Annotated in this window: 14 protein-coding genes and 1 pseudogene; 7 read left to right on the top strand and 8 right to left on the bottom strand. The window is 63.5% G+C overall.

The genetic code is table 11. The features are described from left to right. Positions 1-298: 298 nt before the first annotated feature. Positions 299-1,675: pseudogene (locus tag NDO55_RS10935) on the bottom strand (DEAD/DEAH box helicase); the annotation flags it as partial. Positions 1,676-2,007: 332 nt separating this feature from the next. Continuing rightward, positions 2,008-2,283: a metal-sensitive transcriptional regulator gene (locus NDO55_RS10930; RefSeq protein ID WP_252115144.1), complete on the bottom strand. Its 276-nt coding sequence runs from the start codon at positions 2,281-2,283 to the stop codon at positions 2,008-2,010. Positions 2,284-2,361: 78 nt separating this feature from the next. On the opposite strand from NDO55_RS10930, the gene NDO55_RS10925 reads away from it, so the two are divergent. Genes NDO55_RS10925 through NDO55_RS10915 form a run of 3 tightly spaced genes read left to right on the top strand, consistent with a single transcriptional unit; the run spans position 2,362 to position 5,792 of the window. Next, entirely contained in the window at positions 2,362-4,083 is a 1,722-nt protein-coding gene (locus NDO55_RS10925; protein WP_252115142.1) for a copper resistance system multicopper oxidase, read from the top strand. Next, positions 4,080-5,039, top strand: a complete 960-nt coding sequence (locus tag NDO55_RS10920) for a copper resistance protein B (protein WP_252115140.1) — start codon at positions 4,080-4,082, stop codon at positions 5,037-5,039. Before NDO55_RS10925 ends, NDO55_RS10920 begins: the two co-directional genes overlap by 4 nt. Before the next feature lie 57 nt (positions 5,040-5,096). Next, positions 5,097-5,792: a DUF305 domain-containing protein gene (locus NDO55_RS10915; RefSeq protein ID WP_252115138.1), complete on the top strand. Its 696-nt coding sequence runs from the start codon at positions 5,097-5,099 to the stop codon at positions 5,790-5,792. Positions 5,793-5,831: 39 nt separating this feature from the next. On the opposite strand, the gene lepA is transcribed toward NDO55_RS10915, so the two are convergent. Continuing rightward, the gene (gene lepA / locus NDO55_RS10910; protein ID WP_252115137.1) at positions 5,832-7,652 is read right to left on the bottom strand and encodes a translation elongation factor 4; all 1,821 of its coding nucleotides are present in this window, start codon (positions 7,650-7,652) and stop codon (positions 5,832-5,834) included. Between the two features lie 106 nt (positions 7,653-7,758). On the opposite strand from lepA, the gene NDO55_RS10905 reads away from it, so the two are divergent. Together NDO55_RS10905 and NDO55_RS10900 are read left to right on the top strand one after the other, a co-directional pair. Beyond that, positions 7,759-8,550 carry a DUF1206 domain-containing protein gene (locus NDO55_RS10905; protein ID WP_252115135.1) on the top strand — a complete coding sequence of 264 codons (792 nt, stop codon included), beginning with the start codon at positions 7,759-7,761 and terminating at the stop codon, positions 8,548-8,550. Between the two features lie 129 nt (positions 8,551-8,679). Then, positions 8,680-11,523, top strand: a complete 2,844-nt coding sequence (locus NDO55_RS10900) for a M16 family metallopeptidase (protein WP_252115133.1) — start codon at positions 8,680-8,682, stop codon at positions 11,521-11,523. A 31-nt stretch (positions 11,524-11,554) separates the two neighbouring features. On the opposite strand, the gene NDO55_RS10895 is transcribed toward NDO55_RS10900, so the two are convergent. From NDO55_RS10895 to NDO55_RS10880, 4 genes are all read right to left on the bottom strand, one after another. Further along, positions 11,555-12,613, bottom strand: coding sequence for a 5-(carboxyamino)imidazole ribonucleotide synthase (locus NDO55_RS10895; RefSeq protein ID WP_252115132.1), 1,059 nt, complete (start codon positions 12,611-12,613; stop codon positions 11,555-11,557). Continuing rightward, on the bottom strand, positions 12,610-13,089 hold the full coding sequence (gene purE / locus NDO55_RS10890) for a 5-(carboxyamino)imidazole ribonucleotide mutase (RefSeq protein ID WP_252115130.1): 480 nt from the start codon (positions 13,087-13,089) through the stop codon (positions 12,610-12,612). Before purE ends, NDO55_RS10895 begins: the two co-directional genes overlap by 4 nt. Positions 13,090-13,150: 61 nt before the next feature. Continuing rightward, positions 13,151-13,837 carry a 2,3-diphosphoglycerate-dependent phosphoglycerate mutase gene (gpmA, locus tag NDO55_RS10885; RefSeq protein ID WP_252115127.1) on the bottom strand — a complete coding sequence of 229 codons (687 nt, stop codon included), beginning with the start codon at positions 13,835-13,837 and terminating at the stop codon, positions 13,151-13,153. Continuing rightward, on the bottom strand, positions 13,837-14,982 hold the full coding sequence (locus NDO55_RS10880) for a M14 family metallopeptidase (RefSeq protein ID WP_252115125.1): 1,146 nt from the start codon (positions 14,980-14,982) through the stop codon (positions 13,837-13,839). Before NDO55_RS10880 ends, gpmA begins: the two co-directional genes overlap by 1 nt. 180 nt (positions 14,983-15,162) lie before the next feature. Between NDO55_RS10880 and NDO55_RS10875 the strand changes: the two genes are divergently transcribed. Then, a complete protein-coding gene (locus tag NDO55_RS10875; RefSeq protein ID WP_252115123.1) occupies positions 15,163-16,782 on the top strand; it encodes a M20/M25/M40 family metallo-hydrolase in 1,620 nt (539 codons plus the stop codon). A gap of 92 nt (positions 16,783-16,874) precedes the next feature. Then, positions 16,875-17,000, top strand: a complete 126-nt coding sequence (gene ykgO / locus NDO55_RS10870) for a type B 50S ribosomal protein L36 (protein WP_029941846.1) — start codon at positions 16,875-16,877, stop codon at positions 16,998-17,000. Positions 17,001-17,075: 75 nt separating this feature from the next. Here ykgO and NDO55_RS10865 read toward each other — a convergent pair whose 3' ends face one another. Next, positions 17,076-17,987 (bottom strand): phosphoenolpyruvate carboxykinase (ATP), encoded by a 912-nt coding sequence (locus tag NDO55_RS10865; RefSeq protein WP_252115121.1) that lies wholly within the window; start codon positions 17,985-17,987, stop codon positions 17,076-17,078. Positions 17,988-18,005: the final 18 nt, after the last annotated feature.

The raw sequence follows: 18,005 nt of genomic DNA, 5'->3' as shown, positions 1-18,005 counted from the left end.
GGTGCTGGCCACCATGACGCTGGCCGCCACCTTGGCCGCGATGCGGCTTGCCGCCCTTGGGCCCGCCATGACGCTTGCCATGGAACGGCTTGCCACCATCGTGGCGACGGCCTTCCTGGCGTTCGCCTTCAGCGCGCTGCTGTTCGCCGCGCTGCGGGCGACCTTCGCCACCATTGCGGAACGGCTTGCCACCCTGGCGGCGTTCGCCACCCTCACGGTCGAAACGCTGGGGACGACCTTCGCCGCGCTCCTGGCGCTGCGGACGACCTTCGCCAGCCGCGCGGAACGGCTTCCCGCCGCCGCCATGCTTCTTGCGGAAAGGCTTGCGCTCGGCCTGGCCTTCGCTCGGCTGTTCGTCGCGGTCGCGGCGCTCGAAGCGCGGCTTGATGCGATGCGCCGATTTCTTGGGGCGACGCTGCTGCGGCGGACGCGAATTCACGCCGTCACCATGCTCTTCGTCCATCGGGGTCCAGCGACCCTTGCCCGCCGACTTGGGCGCCGCCTTGGGCAGCGCATCGGCACGCTCGATGAAGTTTGCCGGCAGCGGCATCGGCGTGATCTTCACGCCGGTCAGCTTTTCGATCTGGCGCAGGTAGGACTTTTCGTCCGGCGCGCAGAAGCTGATGGCCGCGCCCTCGGCACCGGCACGCGCGGTGCGACCGATACGGTGGACATATTGCTCGGGCACGTTGGGCAGTTCGAAGTTGAACACATGGCTCACGCCCGGCACGTCGATGCCGCGCGCGGCAATATCGGTCGCAACCAGGATCGGGCAGTCACCCGAACGGAACGCGTTGAGCGCCGCGGTGCGCTGACCCTGGCTCTTATTGCCATGGATCGCCGCCGCCTCGATGCCTGCGCCCAAGAGGAAGCGCACGACCCGGTCGGCGCCATGCTTGGTCCGCGTGAAGACAAGCGCACGGTCGATCGACCCGTCGCGCAGGCCCTCGTTGATCCGCATCGTCAGAAGCGCCTGCTTTTCGCGCTGGTTCAAAAACGTCACGCCCTGGTCGATCCGCTCGGCGGTCGTCGACTGCGGCGTCACTTCGACCTTCACGGGATTCTTGATGAACTGCTTGCCAAGGTCGGCAATCGCCTTGGGCATGGTCGCCGAGAAGAAGAGCGACTGGCGCTCTTCGGGCAGCATGCGGGCAATCTGCTGGAGCGGCTTGATGAAGCCCAGATCCATCATCTGGTCGGCCTCGTCGAGCACGAAAATCTCGACGCCCTTAAGCGTCAGCGCCCGGCGGTCGATCAGGTCGAGCAAACGCCCCGGCGTCGCCACCAGCACGTCGGTGCCGCCGACCAGCCCGCGCGCCTGCGCATGGATCGGCTTGCCGCCGAACACGACATTGACGCGCAGGCCCGTGCCCTTCGAATAGCCCTTGAACGAGGTCGCGATCTGCGCCGCCAGCTCGCGCGTCGGCGACAGGACCAGCATGCGGCACGAAGCCGGCTGGCGCGGCGTGAAGCCGTCCTTGGTGAGGTTGTGGATGCTCGGCAGCGCAAACGCCGCCGTCTTGCCGGTACCGGTCTGCGCAATCCCCATCAGGTCGCGCCCTTCCATGAGCGCCGGGATCGCCTCGCGCTGGATCGGCGTCGGCTCGGTGTAACCCTGCGTATCGAGGGCATTGAGGATCGGCTTGGAAAGCCCAAGCTTACGGAAAAAGGACATAGATATTCTTTCAATATGAAGCGGCGCGGGCAGGCCGATAAGGCGCCCACGCGGCAGGGTTTCGTCAAATGCGACCCTGCGTGAAAAAGGAAGCTGTCAGATTTTCTGAGCGGTGCGGGTCCCGAATGAGGGCCTCACGCTGCACCGAATGTGTGTGCGCCCTCTATGACGCATTGCACCAAAACGCAAGCTGAACAGTGAAAAGCGCCGAGTGCAAGGAAAGCGAAGCGCAGCGAGCGTCCTTGCACGAGAAACGCGTCACCTGTCGGCCGACAGGTCGCAAAGCGATCCTGATCGACGGGCTCAGGCCGCCCTGAGCCCGCTGGACGAGCCTACCTTTTCGCCTTTTCGAACAGCGTAATCAATTCGTCGAACTTTTGCTTCTGCTCGGCCTCGTCGCCCGATGCGATCGCCTCGGAAACGCAGCACGCGGCATGATCGCGAAGCACTTCGCTCTCGGCCCGCGACAGCGCTGCGCGCACCGCCTGGATCTGGGTCAGGATGTCGATGCAATAGCGGTCATCCTCGACCATCTTGGCAATACCGTTCACCTGTCCGGCGATGCGTTTGAAACGGTTGGTTTTGGCGGTCTTGCGGTCGGTCGACATGGTCAGAAGGTCCAGCTTGCTATACCCTCAGGGGGTATAGTAGGAACCCACCTCGAGTTCAAGGTACCGGAAGTGCAGATGCCCCAGATTACCAGACGCAGCCTCCTCGGCGCCGGACTTGCCGGCGGCGCTCTCGCCACTGCGATTCCCGCTTGGGCGCGTGGCGGCGACGTGTCGCATGGAGCGATGGCGCGGCGAGGATTCGACGAGGCAGCCGGGCCGCGCGTCGACCTGACGGTCGCCCGCTCGATGTTCGGCACCGGCGGCAAGACCGGGCATGCAGTCACGGTGAATGGCAGCGTTCCGGGACCGCTGCTGCGTCTCAAGGAGGGTACCGACATTGCGCTGGCGGTGCACAATCATGTCGACGAGGATACGTCGATCCACTGGCACGGCCTGCTCGTCCCCTTCCATCTCGATGGCGTGCCGGGCGTCAGCTTTCCCGGCATCAAGCCCGGTGAGACGTTCGTCGCCGAATTTCCCGTTCGCCAGTCGGGCACCTATTGGTGGCACAGCCATTCGGGCCTTCAGGAACAGGCCGGCCATTACGGTCCGATCATCGTCGATCCGGCAGGACCCGACCCGATCGAGGCGGATCGCGACTATGTCGTGCTATTGTCCGAATTCACCCCGCTCCACCCCCACACCATCTTCAAGAAACTGAAGCAGGGTGAAGGCTATTTCAATTACCAGCAGCGCAGCTGGACCGACGACTATCCGCTGAGCGCGGAAGATCGTCGCATGTGGGCGCAGATGCGCATGATGCCGACCGACATTCTCGACGTGACGGCGGCGACCTACACTTACATGATCAACGGTCATGGCCCGATGGACGCGCTTGAATATGCCTTCCGTCCGGGCGAGCGGGTGCGACTGCGCTTCATCAATGCCGGCGCGATGACCTTTTTCAACGTCCGCATCCCCGGCCTGCCCATGTCGGTGGTCCAGGCTGACGGCAAGAATGTGAAGCCGGTCGAAGTGGACGAATTCCAGATTGCCCCGGCCGAAACCTATGACGTGATCGTCGAACCGACGGGCGAAGCGCACACATTGGTCGCCGAAAGCATGGACCGGTCGGGCATGGCGCTGGCGCACCTGGCCAGCCGCCCGGGTGCCCGCACGCCCATCCCGCCGCTGCGCAAGCCGCCGCTGCTGACCATGAAGGATATGGGGCATGGCGGCATGGACCATGGCGCGATGGGCCATGGCGACGGCGGCATGGAGATGGGTGGCATGGACATGCGTGACACATCCCTATTGCCCCCGACGGTCAGAGCTGGCCCCGGGGTCGACATGGTGGCGATGAACCCCGTCGACCGCATGGGCGATCCGGGCGTCGGCCTCGACGATGTCGACCACCGCGTCTTGCGCTACACGGACCTGCGCGCCCTCAAGGCCGATCACAGCGTCCGCGCCCCCACTCGCGCGATGGAGATCCACCTCACCGGCAATATGGAACGCTATATGTGGTCCTTCGACGGCAAGAGGTTTGCTGCCGTCGCCGACGAGCCGATCCGCTTTGCCTATAACGAACGCGTCCGCATCAAGCTGGTCAACGACACGATGATGGCGCATCCCATCCATCTGCACGGCCATTTCTTCGAATTGGTCAATGGCGCGGGCCATGGCGAGCAGCCCTTGAAGCACACCATGATCGTCCAGCCTGGCGGGAGCGCAGTCTTCGACCTTACCGCCGATGAGCCCGGCGACTGGGCCTTCCACTGCCACCTTCTCTACCACATGCATGCCGGGATGTTTCAGATCGTCACGGTCGCCAATCCGGACGGGAGCGAGGCATGAACGCGGCCCTCATCCTGAGCGCCATGGCGCTGCAGCCCGTTCATGCGGGACACCAGCCCACGCCGCCCGCCGAGGCGAAGAAAGATGAAGACGCCGCCGACCATGAGAAGATGGATCACGACATGATGGGCCATGGCGCGGCCGATCAGCCCGTCATGGATCATGGTGCCATGGGGCACGGCGCTGCGGCGGGCGACAAGCTCGAAGGAATTCCCATCGGTCCGCCGCCCCGCGCTGCCGGCAGCGGCCCTGCCCGCGAAGCCGAGCGCATCTTCGGCGCCGATGCCATGCGTGAGGCCCGCGCCGCACTCATCCATGAAACCGGCCAGCAAAGCTTCCTCTGGGTCCAGGCTGACCGCGCCGAAGCCCGTTTCGGCGGCGACAGCGTCGGCTTTCTCTGGGACGCGCAGGCCAGCTACGGACCCGACCTCGACGAACTCTGGATCGAGAGCGAAGGCGAAGGCGATCTCGACGAAGGCATCGAGAGCGCTGACATCGAGGCCACGTGGAGCCGCGCCATCGCGCCCTTCTGGGACCTACAAATCGGCGCCCGACAGGACCTTGCCGGCTCCTCGCGCACCTATGCGACCGTCGGCGTGCAGGGTCTCGCGCCCTACCTCTTCGAAGTCGACGCTGCCGCCTATCTCTCCACCGAGGGCGAAATGACCGCCGAAATCGAGGCCGAACTCGACCAGCGCATCACCCAGCGCCTCATTCTCCAGCCGCGCGGCGAACTGGTGTTCAGCGCGCAGGACATTCCCGATCTCGCCTTGGGTAGCGGGCTCGCCAAGGCCGAACTGGGCCTGCGCCTGCGCTATGAATTCGCCCGCGAATTCGCTCCCTATATCGGCATCGCGCAAGAATGGCGCGTCGGCGACAGCCGCGATTTCGCCCGCGCCGCCGGCGAAGATGCCAGCGCCACCCGCTTCGTCGCCGGGCTGCGCTTCTGGTTCTAGCCCGTCGGAACACATACCCCCTAGGGGTGTTGCATCCCTAACAGAGGGAGTAACAGCATGACCGACCAAAGCCACCAGTCGCACCAGGGCAAATGGACGACCTTCTTCGCGATGATCGCCACCTCGATCGTCACGATGTTCGTCCTCAAATATTCCAACGTCTGGGAGCCCAGCCACGTCTTCTTCTCGCAGACGCGCATGTGGATGGCGCTTATGATGGGCATGGCGATGATCGTCATCATGCTCGGCTTCATGTGGGGCATGTACAGGACGCTGGCGACCAAAGTCCTGGTCATGGCCGGCGCCATCCTCGGCTTCTTCCTCTTCCTCTGGCTCGCCCGCAGCCAGGCCACGGTCGAGGACGAGGCATGGATGAAAGCGATGATCCCGCATCACTCCATCGCCGTCCTCACCTCCAGCCGCGCCGAGATCAGCGACCCGCGCGTGCGCGAGCTTGCCGACGCCATCATCGAGGCACAGGTCAAGGAAATCGCCGAGATGGAGCTGCTGCTCGAAGACATCGAGGCCAATGGCGAAATGGGCGACGGCACCCCGCTCCCCGCCCGCTCGGCCGAACTTACCCCCGAATTGCTCGAGGAAGCCAAAAAGGCCGTCGAGCGCCCCATCATCGAGAACGCGCGCGAAGAAGTCGAGGTCGGCGACAAGGGAAGGGGTCAGGGCGGCCTGACCTCGTCGGTCGGGTTCGTCTTCGCGACCCGCCGTCCGATTAGGATCGTCTCTCGACAGAACTAACGGTTGGCTGTGCCAACCGCTTCGTTTTGCTCGGCGATCCTAATTCTCATCACCCATCTTCAGGGCGGCGATGAACGCTTCCTGCGGGATCGACACGTTCCCGTACTCGCGCATCTTTGCCTTCCCCTTCTTCTGCTTTTCCAGCAGCTTGCGTTTGCGCGTCGCGTCGCCGCCATAGCATTTCGCGGTCACGTCCTTGCGCATCGCGCTGATCGTTTCGCGCGCGATGATCTTGCCGCCGATGGCGGCCTGGACGGGGATTTTGAACAGGTGGCGGGGGATGAGATCTTTGAGCCGCTCGCACATGCCGCGGCCGCGCGCTTCGGCGGTTGAGCGGTGGACGATCATCGATAGCGCATCGACGGCCTCTTCATTGACCAGGATGCTCATCTTCACGAGATCGCCCTCGCGATTGCCGATCTGTTCATAGTCGAAGCTGGCATAGCCCTGGCTGATCGACTTCAGCCGGTCGTAAAAATCGAACACCACTTCATTGAGGGGCAGTTCGTATTTCACCTGCGCGCGCCCGCCGACATAGGTGAGGTCCTTCTGGATCCCGCGCCGGTCCTGGCACAGCTTCAATATCCCGCCCAGATATTCGTCGGGGGTATAGATGGTCGCGAGGATCCACGGCTCCTCGATGCTCTCGATCCGGTTGACGTCGGGATAGTCGGCCGGATTGTGCAGCTCGATCGTCTTGGCGTCCTCATTCTTCGAATGCGACAGGTGCATCGTATAGACGACGCTCGGCGCGGTCGTGATGAGGTCGAGGTCATATTCGCGGGTCAGCCGCTCCTGGATGATCTCGAGGTGGAGCAGGCCCAAGAAGCCGCAGCGGAAGCCGAAGCCCAGCGCCGCCGATGTCTCCATCTCGAAGCTGAACGAGGCATCGTTGAGGCGCAGCTTGTAGAGGCTGTCGCGCAGCTTTTCGAAGTCCGCCGCATCGACCGGGAACAGGCCGCAGAAGACCACCGGCTGCACTTCCTTGAAGCCCGGCAGCGCGGCAGCGGTCGGGTTCTTCACCGTCGTGATCGTGTCGCCGACCGCGGTCTGCGCGACTTCCTTGATCTGCGCGGTGATGAATCCAATTTCGCCCGCTTCCAATTTGTCCAGTTCGACCCGCTTGGGCGTGAAGCAGCCGACGCGGTCGACCAGATGCTCGGTCCCTGCATTCATGAACTTGATCTTGTCGCCCTTCTTCATCGCGCCTTCGACGACGCGAACCAGGATGACGACGCCCAGATAGGGGTCGTACCAGCTGTCGACCAGCATGGCCTTCAAAGGCGCGTCGCGGTCGCCCTTGGGCGGCGGGATCGTGTCGACGATCGCCTGCAATATGTCCTCGATGCCCTGCCCCGTCTTCGCGCTCGCCTCGACGGCATGTTCGGTGTCGAGCCCGATCACGTCCTCGATCTCCAGCTTGACCCGCTCGGGGTCCGCGGCGGGCAGGTCGATCTTGTTGATCACCGGCACGATCTCATGGTCATGCTCGATCGACTGGTAGACGTTTGCGAGCGTCTGCGCCTCGACCCCCTGCGCCGCATCGACGACCAGCAGCGCGCCCTCGCAGGCCGCGAGGCTGCGCGAGACTTCATACGCAAAGTCGACGTGACCCGGCGTGTCCATCAGGTTCAGTTCGTAAACTTCGCCATCCGCCGCCTGATAATTGAGCCGCACCGTCTGCGACTTGATCGTGATGCCCCGCTCCTGCTCGATCTCCATATTATCAAGCACTTGCTCACGCATCTCCCGCTGCGTCAGCCCCCCAGTCTGTTGGATAAGCCGGTCAGCCAGGGTCGACTTGCCGTGATCGATATGAGCAATAATGCTGAAGTTGCGGATTCGAGAAAGGTCAGTCATTTCAACGCGGCAGCTAGCAGCGAAATCCGCGCTTGTCAGCAATTTCGGAACGAACCCATCCCTTTGACCGTCTGATCCCAAACAACAGGGATGGAGCCGCGTTCACATGGTCAGCACTTCGGAATTGGAATCCACCGCCAGCAGCCTCGAAAACTGGACCCGCGCAGGTTATGTCGCGCGCGGCCTCATCTACATCTTGCTGGGCTATGTCGCCCTCTCGGCAGCGGCGCCCGACAGCACCAGCGAACTCTTCTCGGCCGTGAAAGACCTGCCCGCCGGTAGCGTATTGCTCGGCATCATCGCGCTGGGCGCGATCGGATATGGCATCTGGAAGATCATGGACGCCGTGAAGAACCTTGAGGGCTTCGACGACGACGCCAAAGGCAAGGTGAAGCGCTTCTTCTACATCGTCGGCGGCTTCGGCTATTTCGTTCTCGCCTATCTCGCGGCCAAGAGCCTGCTGAGTTCGGGCGGCGGCGGTGGCGGCATGGGTGCCTCGGGTGCAGCCGAGCAAGCGAGCGAAACGGCGGGCGACTGGATCGTCATCGCGACTGGCATCGGCATCCTCATCGCCGGCATCTACCAGATCAAGAAAGGCGTCGCGCGCGACTTTTTGCGCGGTCTTGGCGCCGGCACGCCGCCCTTCGTCGAATGGTTCGGCCTGCTCGGGCATATCGCCCGCGGCATCGTTTTCATCGTCTCGGGTTGGTTCGTCTATCAGGCCGGCACTGGATCGAGCGAGCAGGCCAAGGGCTTGGCGGGCGCGCTGCAAAGCCTGCAGGGCAACGGCACCTTGTTCACTGCTCTGTGCATCGGCTTGATTCTCTTCGGTTTGTTCAGCCTGGTCGAAGCCAAGTATCGCATCATTCCCAACCAGGACCTTCGCCCCGACCACTGACCGCCGTTGGTCGACGCGCGATGCGCGTTCGTCGGGGAGGTAGGCCCCCCGCCCCAAGTCCGGCTTGCCCTCGCGCGACATAGCGGCCACCGTCTCGCGCGACGGAATTCCTAGTATTTGGAGAGACCCATGAAATTGACGACCCGCACCGCGTTGCTGCTTGCCGGCACGGCCATGATGGCCGCCTGCTCGCCCGCCGCCTATGACGCGCCTGCCACTTCCAGCGACACGATGGTCGAAGCGCCCGCCGAGGACGGCCTCACCGCCCTCGTCGAGGAAGTCTCGATCCCGCACGAAAGCTTCACCCTCGATAACGGCCTCACCGTGCTGGTCCACGAAGACCGCAAGGCGCCGATCGTCGCGGTCAGCGTCTGGTACAATGTCGGGTCGAAGGACGAACCGGAAGGCAAGACCGGCTTTGCGCACCTGTTCGAGCATCTGATGTTCAACGGGTCGGAAAACCTCCCCGGCGACTACTTCCTCTACACCGAGGAAATCGGTGCGACCTCGTTGAACGGCACGACCTCGTTCGACCGCACTAACTACTTCCAGAACGTGCCGACCGGCGCCCTCGAACGCGCTTTGTTCATGGAAAGCGACCGCATGGGCTACCTGCTCGGTGCGGTGACGCAGGAAAAGCTGACCAACCAGATCGGCGTCGTGCAGAATGAAAAGCGCCAGGGCGACAACCAGCCCGGCGGCCTCATCTTCTACGAACTCCTCGATGCCATGTTCGGCGAGGGCCATCCTTATGGTCACTCGATCATCGGTTCGATGAGCGACCTTTCGTCGGCCACGATGGGCGATGTCCAGCAGTGGTTCATCGACAAATATGGCCCCAACAATGCAGTGCTTGTGCTCGCCGGCGACATCGATGCCGCGACCGCCCAGCCGCTGGTCGAGAAATATTTCGGCGCGATCCCCTCGGGTCCGGCCAACAACCCCGCCGAGGCCGACGTGCCGACGCTCGAAGCCGACAAGCGGATCGTCATGCAGGACCGCGTCCCGCAGCCGCGCGTCAACATGTACTGGCCAATGCCCGGCATCGCCGACGATGACCGCGAAGCGCTGTCCATCGCGGCCTCGATCCTGGGCGGCCTGAACTCCAGCCGCGTCGATGCCGAGATCGTCCGCGGCGAGGAAATCGCCAACTACGCCTTTGCCAGTTACTCGCCTTTCCATCGCGTTGGCTGGTTCACCTATTCGGCCGAAGCCAAGGAAGGCGTCGCCATCGGCGACCTCGAAACCCGCATGCGAACGCTGATGGATGATTTCATCGCCAATGGGCCGACGCAGGAAGAAGTCGATCGGGCCGTGACCAACCTGCTGGCAGGTCAAGTCAAAGGCCTCGAATCGGTTGGCGGCTTCGGCGGCAAAGCCAACGCGCTCGCCGAAGGGCTCCTCTACAATGAGGATAGCGACGAATATGCCGTCGCGCTGCGCAACTATGCCGCGCTAACGCCTGAGGCCGTTCAGGCGGCCGCTGCGAAATGGCTTACCCGTCCGTCGGTCACCATCACGCTGGAGCCGGGCGAACGCCCTCCCTACGAAGAAGCCGAAGCACCTGCCGAAAGCGGCGGGCTCGAAGCGCGTGACTACGAGATCACCGAACGCGACATTCCCGCGGTCGGCGAGACCGCGGCGCTCGACTTTCCCGATGTGGTGGAAACCGAGCTCTCCAACGGTGCCAAGCTCTACTACGCCTTCCGCGACACCGTTCCGGTGACCAACATGGTCATCGAGTTCGACGCCGGGCGTGCGGCCGAGCCGGTCAACCAGCGCGGCCTGTCGAGCATGGTCACGAACCTTCTCGAAGAAGGCGCCGGTGGCATGGATGCGCAGGCGCTTGCCGAAGCACAGGAATCGCTCGGTGTCTCGATCGGCTTTGGCAACTCGCTCGACGAGAGCATTGCCAGCATGTCGGCCCTCTCGGTCAATCTCGAGGAATCGCTCGACCTGCTCGGCACCATGCTCAAGTCGCCCGATTTCGAGGCTGGCGCCGTCGAGCGTGTCCGTAACCAGTCGCTCGCCAGCTATGCGCGGTCGATGTCGAGCCCCAACGGCCTGATCGCCGATACGCTGCCGCGCATCATCTATGGCGAGAACGACCCCTATGGTGGCAGCCCGTTCGGTGACCCCGCAGCGATCCAGACGATCGGCCGCGAGGACCTGACGCGCTTTCACCAGCGCTACCTGCGTCCCGACAATATGGAGATCTACGTGATTTCCAGCCTGTCGCTCGACGAGGTGAAGGCTGCGGTCGACGCCGAGCTCGGCACTTGGGAAGCCCCTTCGGTCGCACTGGGCAGCAAGGCATTTCCGGACCGTCCGGTCCGCCCTGAAGAGCCGACCTATATCTTGGTGGATCGCCCGGATTCGCCGCAGTCGATCATCGCTGGTGCGCAGATCCTCCCGGTGGATCCGACGGCCGACCTGGTCGACATCAACGCGGCCAACGAGGCGCTGGGTGGCAACTTCCTCAGCCGCATCAACATGGACCTGCGCGAAACCAAGGGTTGGTCCTACGGTGTCCGCGGCTCGGTCAATCGTAATGACCAGGATGTTGGCTACATCTTCACGGCGCCGGTCCAGGCCGACCGCACTGCAGACAGCATCCTCGCGCTGCAGGAGCAGACGGTTGCGTTCCTGTCGAACGATGGTGTCCGCGAAGACGAACTGAAGCGCATCGTTGCCAGCAACATCGCCTCGCTGCCGGGCAATTTCGAAACATCGAACTCGGTCCTGGGCGGCATTCGCAACAATGTCGAACTGGGTCGTCCGATGGATTATTACGAGACCCTGTCGGAGCGCTATCGCAGCCAGACGCAGGCAAGCCTCGACAATGCCATCCGTTCGATCCTCGATCCGGAAGATTTCATCTGGGTGATCGTCGGTGACGCCGATGTCGTCGGGCCGCAGCTCGACGCGGCGGGCATCGAATATGAGCTTCGTTCGCTCGAAACCGGCGAGTAAGTTCTAGTAAGATACGCCGAAATGGGGCGCGTTATCCAAGCCGGGTAACGTGCCCCATTTTGCGTCCGGCGCGGGCTTCGCGCTTGCCGTAAAGATGCAGGTGCGCGCCGGGTTCTGCGAGGATCTGCTCCCAGCGGTCGACATCATGGCCGATAAGATTGTCCATGGTGACGCGCGGGCTGACCAGCGCCGGGTCGCCCAGCGGCAGATCGGCAATGCAGCGAATATGCTGTTCGAACTGGCTCGTCTGCGAGCCTTCGATGGTCCAGTGGCCGCTATTGTGGACACGCGGCGCGATCTCGTTGACCAGCGGGCCATCTGCGGTGGCGAAGAATTCGACCGCCATGACCCCGACATGGCCAAGCTTCATGGCGAGCTCGCAGGCGACCTCGACGGCCTGCGGCACCTGTTCGTCGACGCCTTCGCCTGCCGGCACCTCGCTGCGGCGCAGGATGCCACCGTCATGAATGTTGCGCGGCGCGTTCCAGACGGCGAGCTCGTCATCGGCGCGGCGCGCGACAAGGACGGAGAATTCGGCGATATAGTCGACCGCAGCTTCGGCCACGGCAGGCTCGCGCCCGATCGCGTCCCACGCATCCATCAACTGGTCGGCCTCGCGCACCCAGGCCTGACCCTTGCCGTCATAGCCGAGGCGGCGTGACTTGAGGACGAGGGGGTAGCCGATCTTTTCGCCTGCCGCTTCAAGGTCGGCGGCTTCGCTGACCTCGTGCCAATTGGCGACCTTGCCGCCATGCTCCTCGATGAAGCGTTTTTCGTGGGCGCGGTCTTGCGCGATGGCGAGACTGCGGGTGGAGGGGCGCAATTTGTCGCCCATCGCTTCCAGCGCCTCCACCGGAAGATTTTCGAATTCGTAGGTGACGACGTCGCACTCGGCGGCGAAGGCCGCCATCGCATCGGCGTTCAAATAGTCGGCGCAGACATAGAGCGACGCCGGTCCGCTCGCAGGCGGAGCGGGATCGGGAGCGTAGACATGGGTGCGATAGCCGAGCTGCGCGGCGGCCTGCGCCAGCATGCGCCCGAGCTGGCCGGCACCGACGATGCCGATGGTCGAACCGGGTTCGAGGCTCATTCGGGGCTCTCCGCAACCTTGGCGGTCTGCGCCGCGCGCCAGTCGTCGAGTTTCTTGGCAAGCCCCTCGTCATTCACCGCAAGCTGTGCGGCAGCGAACAGCGCAGCGTTGCTGGCGCCGGCCTTGCCGATGGCGAAGGTGGCAACGGGGACGCCCGCGGGCATCTGGACGATCGAGAGCAGGCTGTCCTGTCCTGACAATGCGCGGCTCTGGACCGGAACGCCGAGAACGGGAACGGGGGTCAGCGCGGCGACCATGCCTGGCAGGTGCGCAGCGCCACCGGCACCCGCAATGATCGCTTGGAGCCCGCGCGAGCGAGCCGATTTGGCATAGTCGTAAAGGCGGTCGGGCGTGCGATGCGCCGAGACGATCTTCACCTCGTGCGAAATGCCCAATTCGTCGAGAATGGCGGCGGCATGCCCCATCGTCTCCCAGTCGGACTGGCTCCCCATGATCACGCCGACGCGTGCGGTCATCCTTGATCCCCTGTCATGACCTCAAAGCCGGGGTTTAGGGAAAAACAGGGGGGCGATGCAACTAGGCTTCGTCGAGATAGGCGCGGCTCAGCGCGTTCAATTGGTCATCCAACTCATAAAGGATCGGCCGCCCGGTGGGGATTTCGAGCCCCGTAATCTCGTCATCGGAGATATTCGACAGATGCTTTTCGAGCGCGCGCAGGCTGTTGCCATGGGCGCTGATCAGCACCGTCTCGCCGGCCTTGAGGTGCGGCACGATCTGCTCCTCATAATAGGGCATGACGCGCGCGATCGTGTCCTTGAGGCTCTCCGTATCGGGAATGTCGATGCCCTTGTAGCGCGGGTCGGCGTCCATCCGATACTTGTCGTCTTCGTCCTGCGGCGGCGGCGGGACATCGAAGCTGCGGCGCCAGATATGCACCTGCTCGTCGCCCACCTTGTCGCGCATCTCCTGCTTGTTGAGCCCGGTCAGCCCGCCATAGTGACGCTCGTTCAAGCGCCAGTCCTTGGTCACCGGCAGATAGAGCATCTTCGCTTCGTAAAGCGCGAGGTGCAAAGTGCGGATGGCGCGGGTCAGCACCGAGGTGAAGCAGCGCGTCGGCGCAAGGCCCTTTTCAGCGATCAGGCGTCCTGCCGACCGCGCTTCCTCGACCCCCTTGTCGGTGAGGTCCACGTCCCACCAGCCGGTGAAACGGTTTTCCAGATTCCATTCGGACTGACCGTGGCGGACGAGGATGAGCTTGGGCATCAATCGCGTTCCTTCTTGTAGGCGATGAGATCGTCGACCATCGAGGCGAGCGTCGTGAGGCAAGCATCGGCGAGATATTTGCAGCGCTCGGTCGACCAGCCATAGACGGGATCGGGCAGGTCGCGATTGTCCTTGTAGGGCATCTCGAGCGTCATCGAGACCGCGCCGAAGCGCTCGGCCAACTGCGTTGTCGACATGGAAAGGTTGGCCTTGCCCGGCGCCGACACTTCATAGCCCAGCGTCTCCTGGAAGTCGGGCGTTGCCGCATTCAGTTTCGCCGAGAAGTGCTTGAACAGCTCGTGCTGCTTGTCGGTGATGCTCGGCACGCCTTCGAAGCCGGCCAGGAATGCGGCGGGAATTGCTTCGTCGCCATGCACGTCCATTGCAAAGTCGACGCCCGTTTCGTCCATGCGATTGCGCACGACGAGGACTTCGGGGCTCTTCTCTTCAGTCGGATTGTCCCATTCGCGATTGAGGTTGATGCCGACCGCATTGGTGCGCAGGTGACCGCGCTTGGACCCGTCGGGGTTCATGTTCGGCACGATGTGGAAGGTGCATTTCTGCAAGAGCGCGCGCGACACCGGATCGTCGGGGTCGGTGAGCTTTTCAAGCGCGCCTTCCATCCACCATTCGGCTTGCGTCTCGCCCGGATGCTGGCGCGCATAGAGCCAGACGGTGAGTTCGCCCTCGCCCATGACGAGATAGTCCATGTCCTGTCCGTCGAGCGTCTTGCCGAGGCTGCGATATTCGACCCCCGGCAGCGCCGCGACCGTCGAGACGAGGTCGAGGTGACGCTCCATCGAATAAGGCGCAAAATAAGCGAGGAAGACGCTGTCGGTCTCGGGCACGAGACGGATCGTCAGGACGCCATCTTCGTAGCTCGTCGCCGGGATGCTGGTCCATTCTTCGCGGTCGATGCTGACCTTGGCCTGGTAGCCTGGCCAACCGTCGGGATAGGCCGAGCCGCCCGCATTGGTGATGCGCAGCTCGACCTCGCGGCCCGCACCGCCGATCAGGCGGAAGTGGAACCACTGGTAGAAATTGCTGTCCTTGTCGGTGACGATTTCCAGCTCGAGCATGTCGCCCTGCTGGCTCAGCAGCCGGATATTGCCGCTATCGAATGCGGAACTGACGGAAAGGGTCATGGGAAAGAAGGGCCCCTTGAAGGATGAAAAAGTGTGGCCATGTCCTCTAGGCAGAAGGGCGGGCGCTGAAAAGGGGGGCATTCCTCGTGGCCGCCGTTCGTCGAAAGGGGGGAGCGCAGCGCAAAAGCTTCGCTATGTTCCCGTCGCAATTGGATTTTTTGCAAGGGACACGACTTCAATATGAGTATCCAGATTTCCCGCCTCGCGCTTGGCGCGCTGGCCTTTTCCGTGGCCACGCCCGGTTTCGCCCAGGAAATGACGGGCAAACGCGCCGATGAAAATATCGTGCGCGGCCATGTCGAATTTCTCGCCGACGACCTTCTCGAAGGTCGCGACACCGGCAAGCGCGGCTATGACATTGCGGCGCTCTACGTCGCCTCGCAATATCGCGCCATGGGCCTCGAGCCGGCCGGCGATAATGGCAGCTGGTTCCAGGACGTGCCCTTCGTGCGCGCCACCCCGACCGCGAGCAGTGCCACCTTCACCGCCAACGGCATCTCGACCGAGATGACGGCGGAGCAGATCGCCATCTACGCCAATGTCGAGCAGGCTGAAGCCACGGTCGATGCCGAGCTGGTCTTCGTCGGCTACGGTCTCGACGAGCCGCTGCTTGGCTATAACGATTATGACGGCGTCGATGTGCGCGGGAAGATCGTCGTCGCGATGAGCGGCATTCCCTCGGGCCAACCAAGCGACATTGCCGCGCATCTCGGCAATTCCAAGCTGCAGGCCGCCGCCGACAATGGCGCGGTCGGCTTCATCGAAATCACCACGGCGCCCGAAGGCCGGGCCGAGCGGATCGTCGCCTTCATGGCCCAGCGCGACATTGTCGACTGGATGGCACCCGACGGCAATGCGGGCTCGATGCCCGGCGACATTGCCGTGCGCGGCATGATGACCCGCGCCGGTGCGGAAATGATGCTGGGCCGCGACCTCGACGCCCAGTTCGCTCAAGCCGCGGCTGGCGACGTCGTCGACGGCTTCGACGTGACCGGCCGCCTCAGCGCCAGCGTCACCTCGACCCACGAAAGCTTCATGAGCGCCAATGTCGTCGGCCGCCTGCCTGGCAGCGATGCGTCGCGCGATGACGAGCATGTCGCGATGACCGCGCACCTCGACCATGTCGGCGTCAACGAACGCGCGCGGGGCGAGGACAAGATCTTTAACGGCGCGCTCGACAATGCCGCCGGTGTCGCCACCATGCTCGAGGCCGCCCGCCTCTTCACGACGATGGACGAACGCCCCGATCGCTCAATCCTGTTCATCGCGCTGACGGGTGAGGAAAAGGGGCTTCGCGGAGCCGGCTATTATGCCAACTTCCCGACCGTGCCGCTCGATAGCATCAACGCCGTCGTCAATCTCGACATGCCGGTACCGCTCTACGAGTTTAACGACGTGGTCGCCTTCGGCGCCGAATATAATAGCGTTGCCGAGAAGGTCGCCGAAGCGGGCGAAACGCTCGACATCGCTGTGTCGCCCGACCCGATGCCGGAACAGGGCATCTTCACCCGTTCGGACCATTACCGGTTCGCAATGAAGGGCATTCCCGCCATCCTGCTGTTCACCGGCTATGGCGGTGACGGCGAAGCGGTGTTCGGCGACTTCTTTGCCAACCATTACCATCAGCCGTCGGACCAGCTCGACCTGCCCATCATGTGGGACCAGCTGGCCAAATATGCCGACCTCAACTATCGCATCGCCTACACGATCGCGGTCGATGAGGACCGGCCGCTCTGGTATGCGGACAATTACTTCGCCGACCGGTTCGACCCGGATGGCGAGCGGGCGCCGCTCCCCTAAAGCTTGACTCGGCGGGGGGCAGCCACTACCTGCCCCCCAAGGTTTTTTACCCCGACATTCGAATCAAACTTTTTGAGGCAGAGGTTCTCGCCATGAAAATTCGTAACTCTTTGAAGTCGCTGAAGGATCGTCATCGCGACTGCCGCGTGATCCGCCGTCGTGGCCGGACTTACGTCATCAACAAGACCAACCGTCGCTTCAAGGCGCGCCAGGGCTAATTGCCCGACGGCCTCCCTGCGGGGAGGGTTGAACGTGAAGAACGCCTCCGGGTTTCCGGGGGCGTTTTTTGCTGTCTATAGCCCGCGATCGAGATGCGCTTCGAGGGTGTCGGTCGACAGGGCAAGGGTTTCGAGGTCGAACGGACGCGAAAAGGTGAAGCCTCGCGCCGTGTTGGCCATGGCCATCGCCTTGGAAAATCGCCCCGCCTGCCCGGCCATGTCGGCATCGAGCATAGGGCGAAAGATATTGTCGATGACCAGCGCCCCCATTGCGCGGCCCTGTGCCGGGGCGATGTCCAGCTCGCCCTGTTCGAGCCGGTAGAGGCGGGTCAGGCGGTATCGCTTGTCCCAGTCCGCGCTGCGATCGAGCGGCATCTGATATTTGTCGATATCGGCGGCCACGCGCGGCGCGTCGGAAAGATCGATTCCCAGCACCGCCGCTGCGGTTGGGCCCACCTTCACGCGCGGGATGCCGGGCCGCACCCATGCCGCACCGTCATTGTCGACGTCGACCGCCAGCAGGTCGTCGCACAGCACCCGGCGACCCCGCGCGGACAACGCCGCCGCCAATGTCGATTTCCCGTCGCCCGATGCGCCGAGAAATGCCGCCGCCTCGTCGTCACCAAAGGCGACGGCATTGGCGTGCAGCACGAGCAGACCGCGCTGTAGTAGCAGCGCACTGATCACCGTTCCGAGCAGCCAAATGCGGATGTCCGCGGGATCGGTTTCAGGCGGCGCGGCAATGTCGATATGATTGCCGTCGGTCACGACATAGGAAATGCCCTCGAGCCGGAAGGTGACGCTTCCGTCCGCGCGCACGTCCCACAAGGTCAGGTCGTCGCGTTGCAACTCGGTATCTACTCGCAGGTCGAGGCGAATGTCGGGCTCTGCCGCGGCGTCGATCGCGAACAATTCAGGCAGCTCCAACGCGCTCGAAATGCGCAGCCCGAAGGCGCCGTAGGAATAGGGATGCTTGCCACCGCTCACCGGTCTCGCTTAGCTGGC

Source organism: Sphingomicrobium sediminis (assembly GCF_023805295.1).
Lineage (GTDB): Bacteria > Pseudomonadota > Alphaproteobacteria > Sphingomonadales > Sphingomonadaceae > Sphingomicrobium > Sphingomicrobium sediminis.
The sequence above is the reverse complement of the archived record's forward strand: the minus strand, read 5'-3'. Positions and strand labels throughout refer to the sequence as shown.

Coding starts and splice junctions, on each gene's coding strand:
- NDO55_RS10930 (WP_252115144.1), bottom strand. CDS start 2,283: ATGTCGACCGACCGCAAGACCGCCAAAACCAACCGTTTCAAACGCATC.
- NDO55_RS10925 (WP_252115142.1), top strand. CDS start 2,362: ATGCCCCAGATTACCAGACGCAGCCTCCTCGGCGCCGGACTTGCCGGC.
- NDO55_RS10920 (WP_252115140.1), top strand. CDS start 4,080: ATGAACGCGGCCCTCATCCTGAGCGCCATGGCGCTGCAGCCCGTTCAT.
- NDO55_RS10915 (WP_252115138.1), top strand. CDS start 5,097: ATGACCGACCAAAGCCACCAGTCGCACCAGGGCAAATGGACGACCTTC.
- lepA (WP_252115137.1), bottom strand. CDS start 7,652: ATGACTGACCTTTCTCGAATCCGCAACTTCAGCATTATTGCTCATATC.
- NDO55_RS10905 (WP_252115135.1), top strand. CDS start 7,759: ATGGTCAGCACTTCGGAATTGGAATCCACCGCCAGCAGCCTCGAAAAC.
- NDO55_RS10900 (WP_252115133.1), top strand. CDS start 8,680: ATGAAATTGACGACCCGCACCGCGTTGCTGCTTGCCGGCACGGCCATG.
- NDO55_RS10895 (WP_252115132.1), bottom strand. CDS start 12,613: ATGAGCCTCGAACCCGGTTCGACCATCGGCATCGTCGGTGCCGGCCAG.
- purE (WP_252115130.1), bottom strand. CDS start 13,089: ATGACCGCACGCGTCGGCGTGATCATGGGGAGCCAGTCCGACTGGGAG.
- gpmA (WP_252115127.1), bottom strand. CDS start 13,837: ATGCCCAAGCTCATCCTCGTCCGCCACGGTCAGTCCGAATGGAATCTG.
- NDO55_RS10880 (WP_252115125.1), bottom strand. CDS start 14,982: ATGACCCTTTCCGTCAGTTCCGCATTCGATAGCGGCAATATCCGGCTG.
- NDO55_RS10875 (WP_252115123.1), top strand. CDS start 15,163: ATGAGTATCCAGATTTCCCGCCTCGCGCTTGGCGCGCTGGCCTTTTCC.
- ykgO (WP_029941846.1), top strand. CDS start 16,875: ATGAAAATTCGTAACTCTTTGAAGTCGCTGAAGGATCGTCATCGCGAC.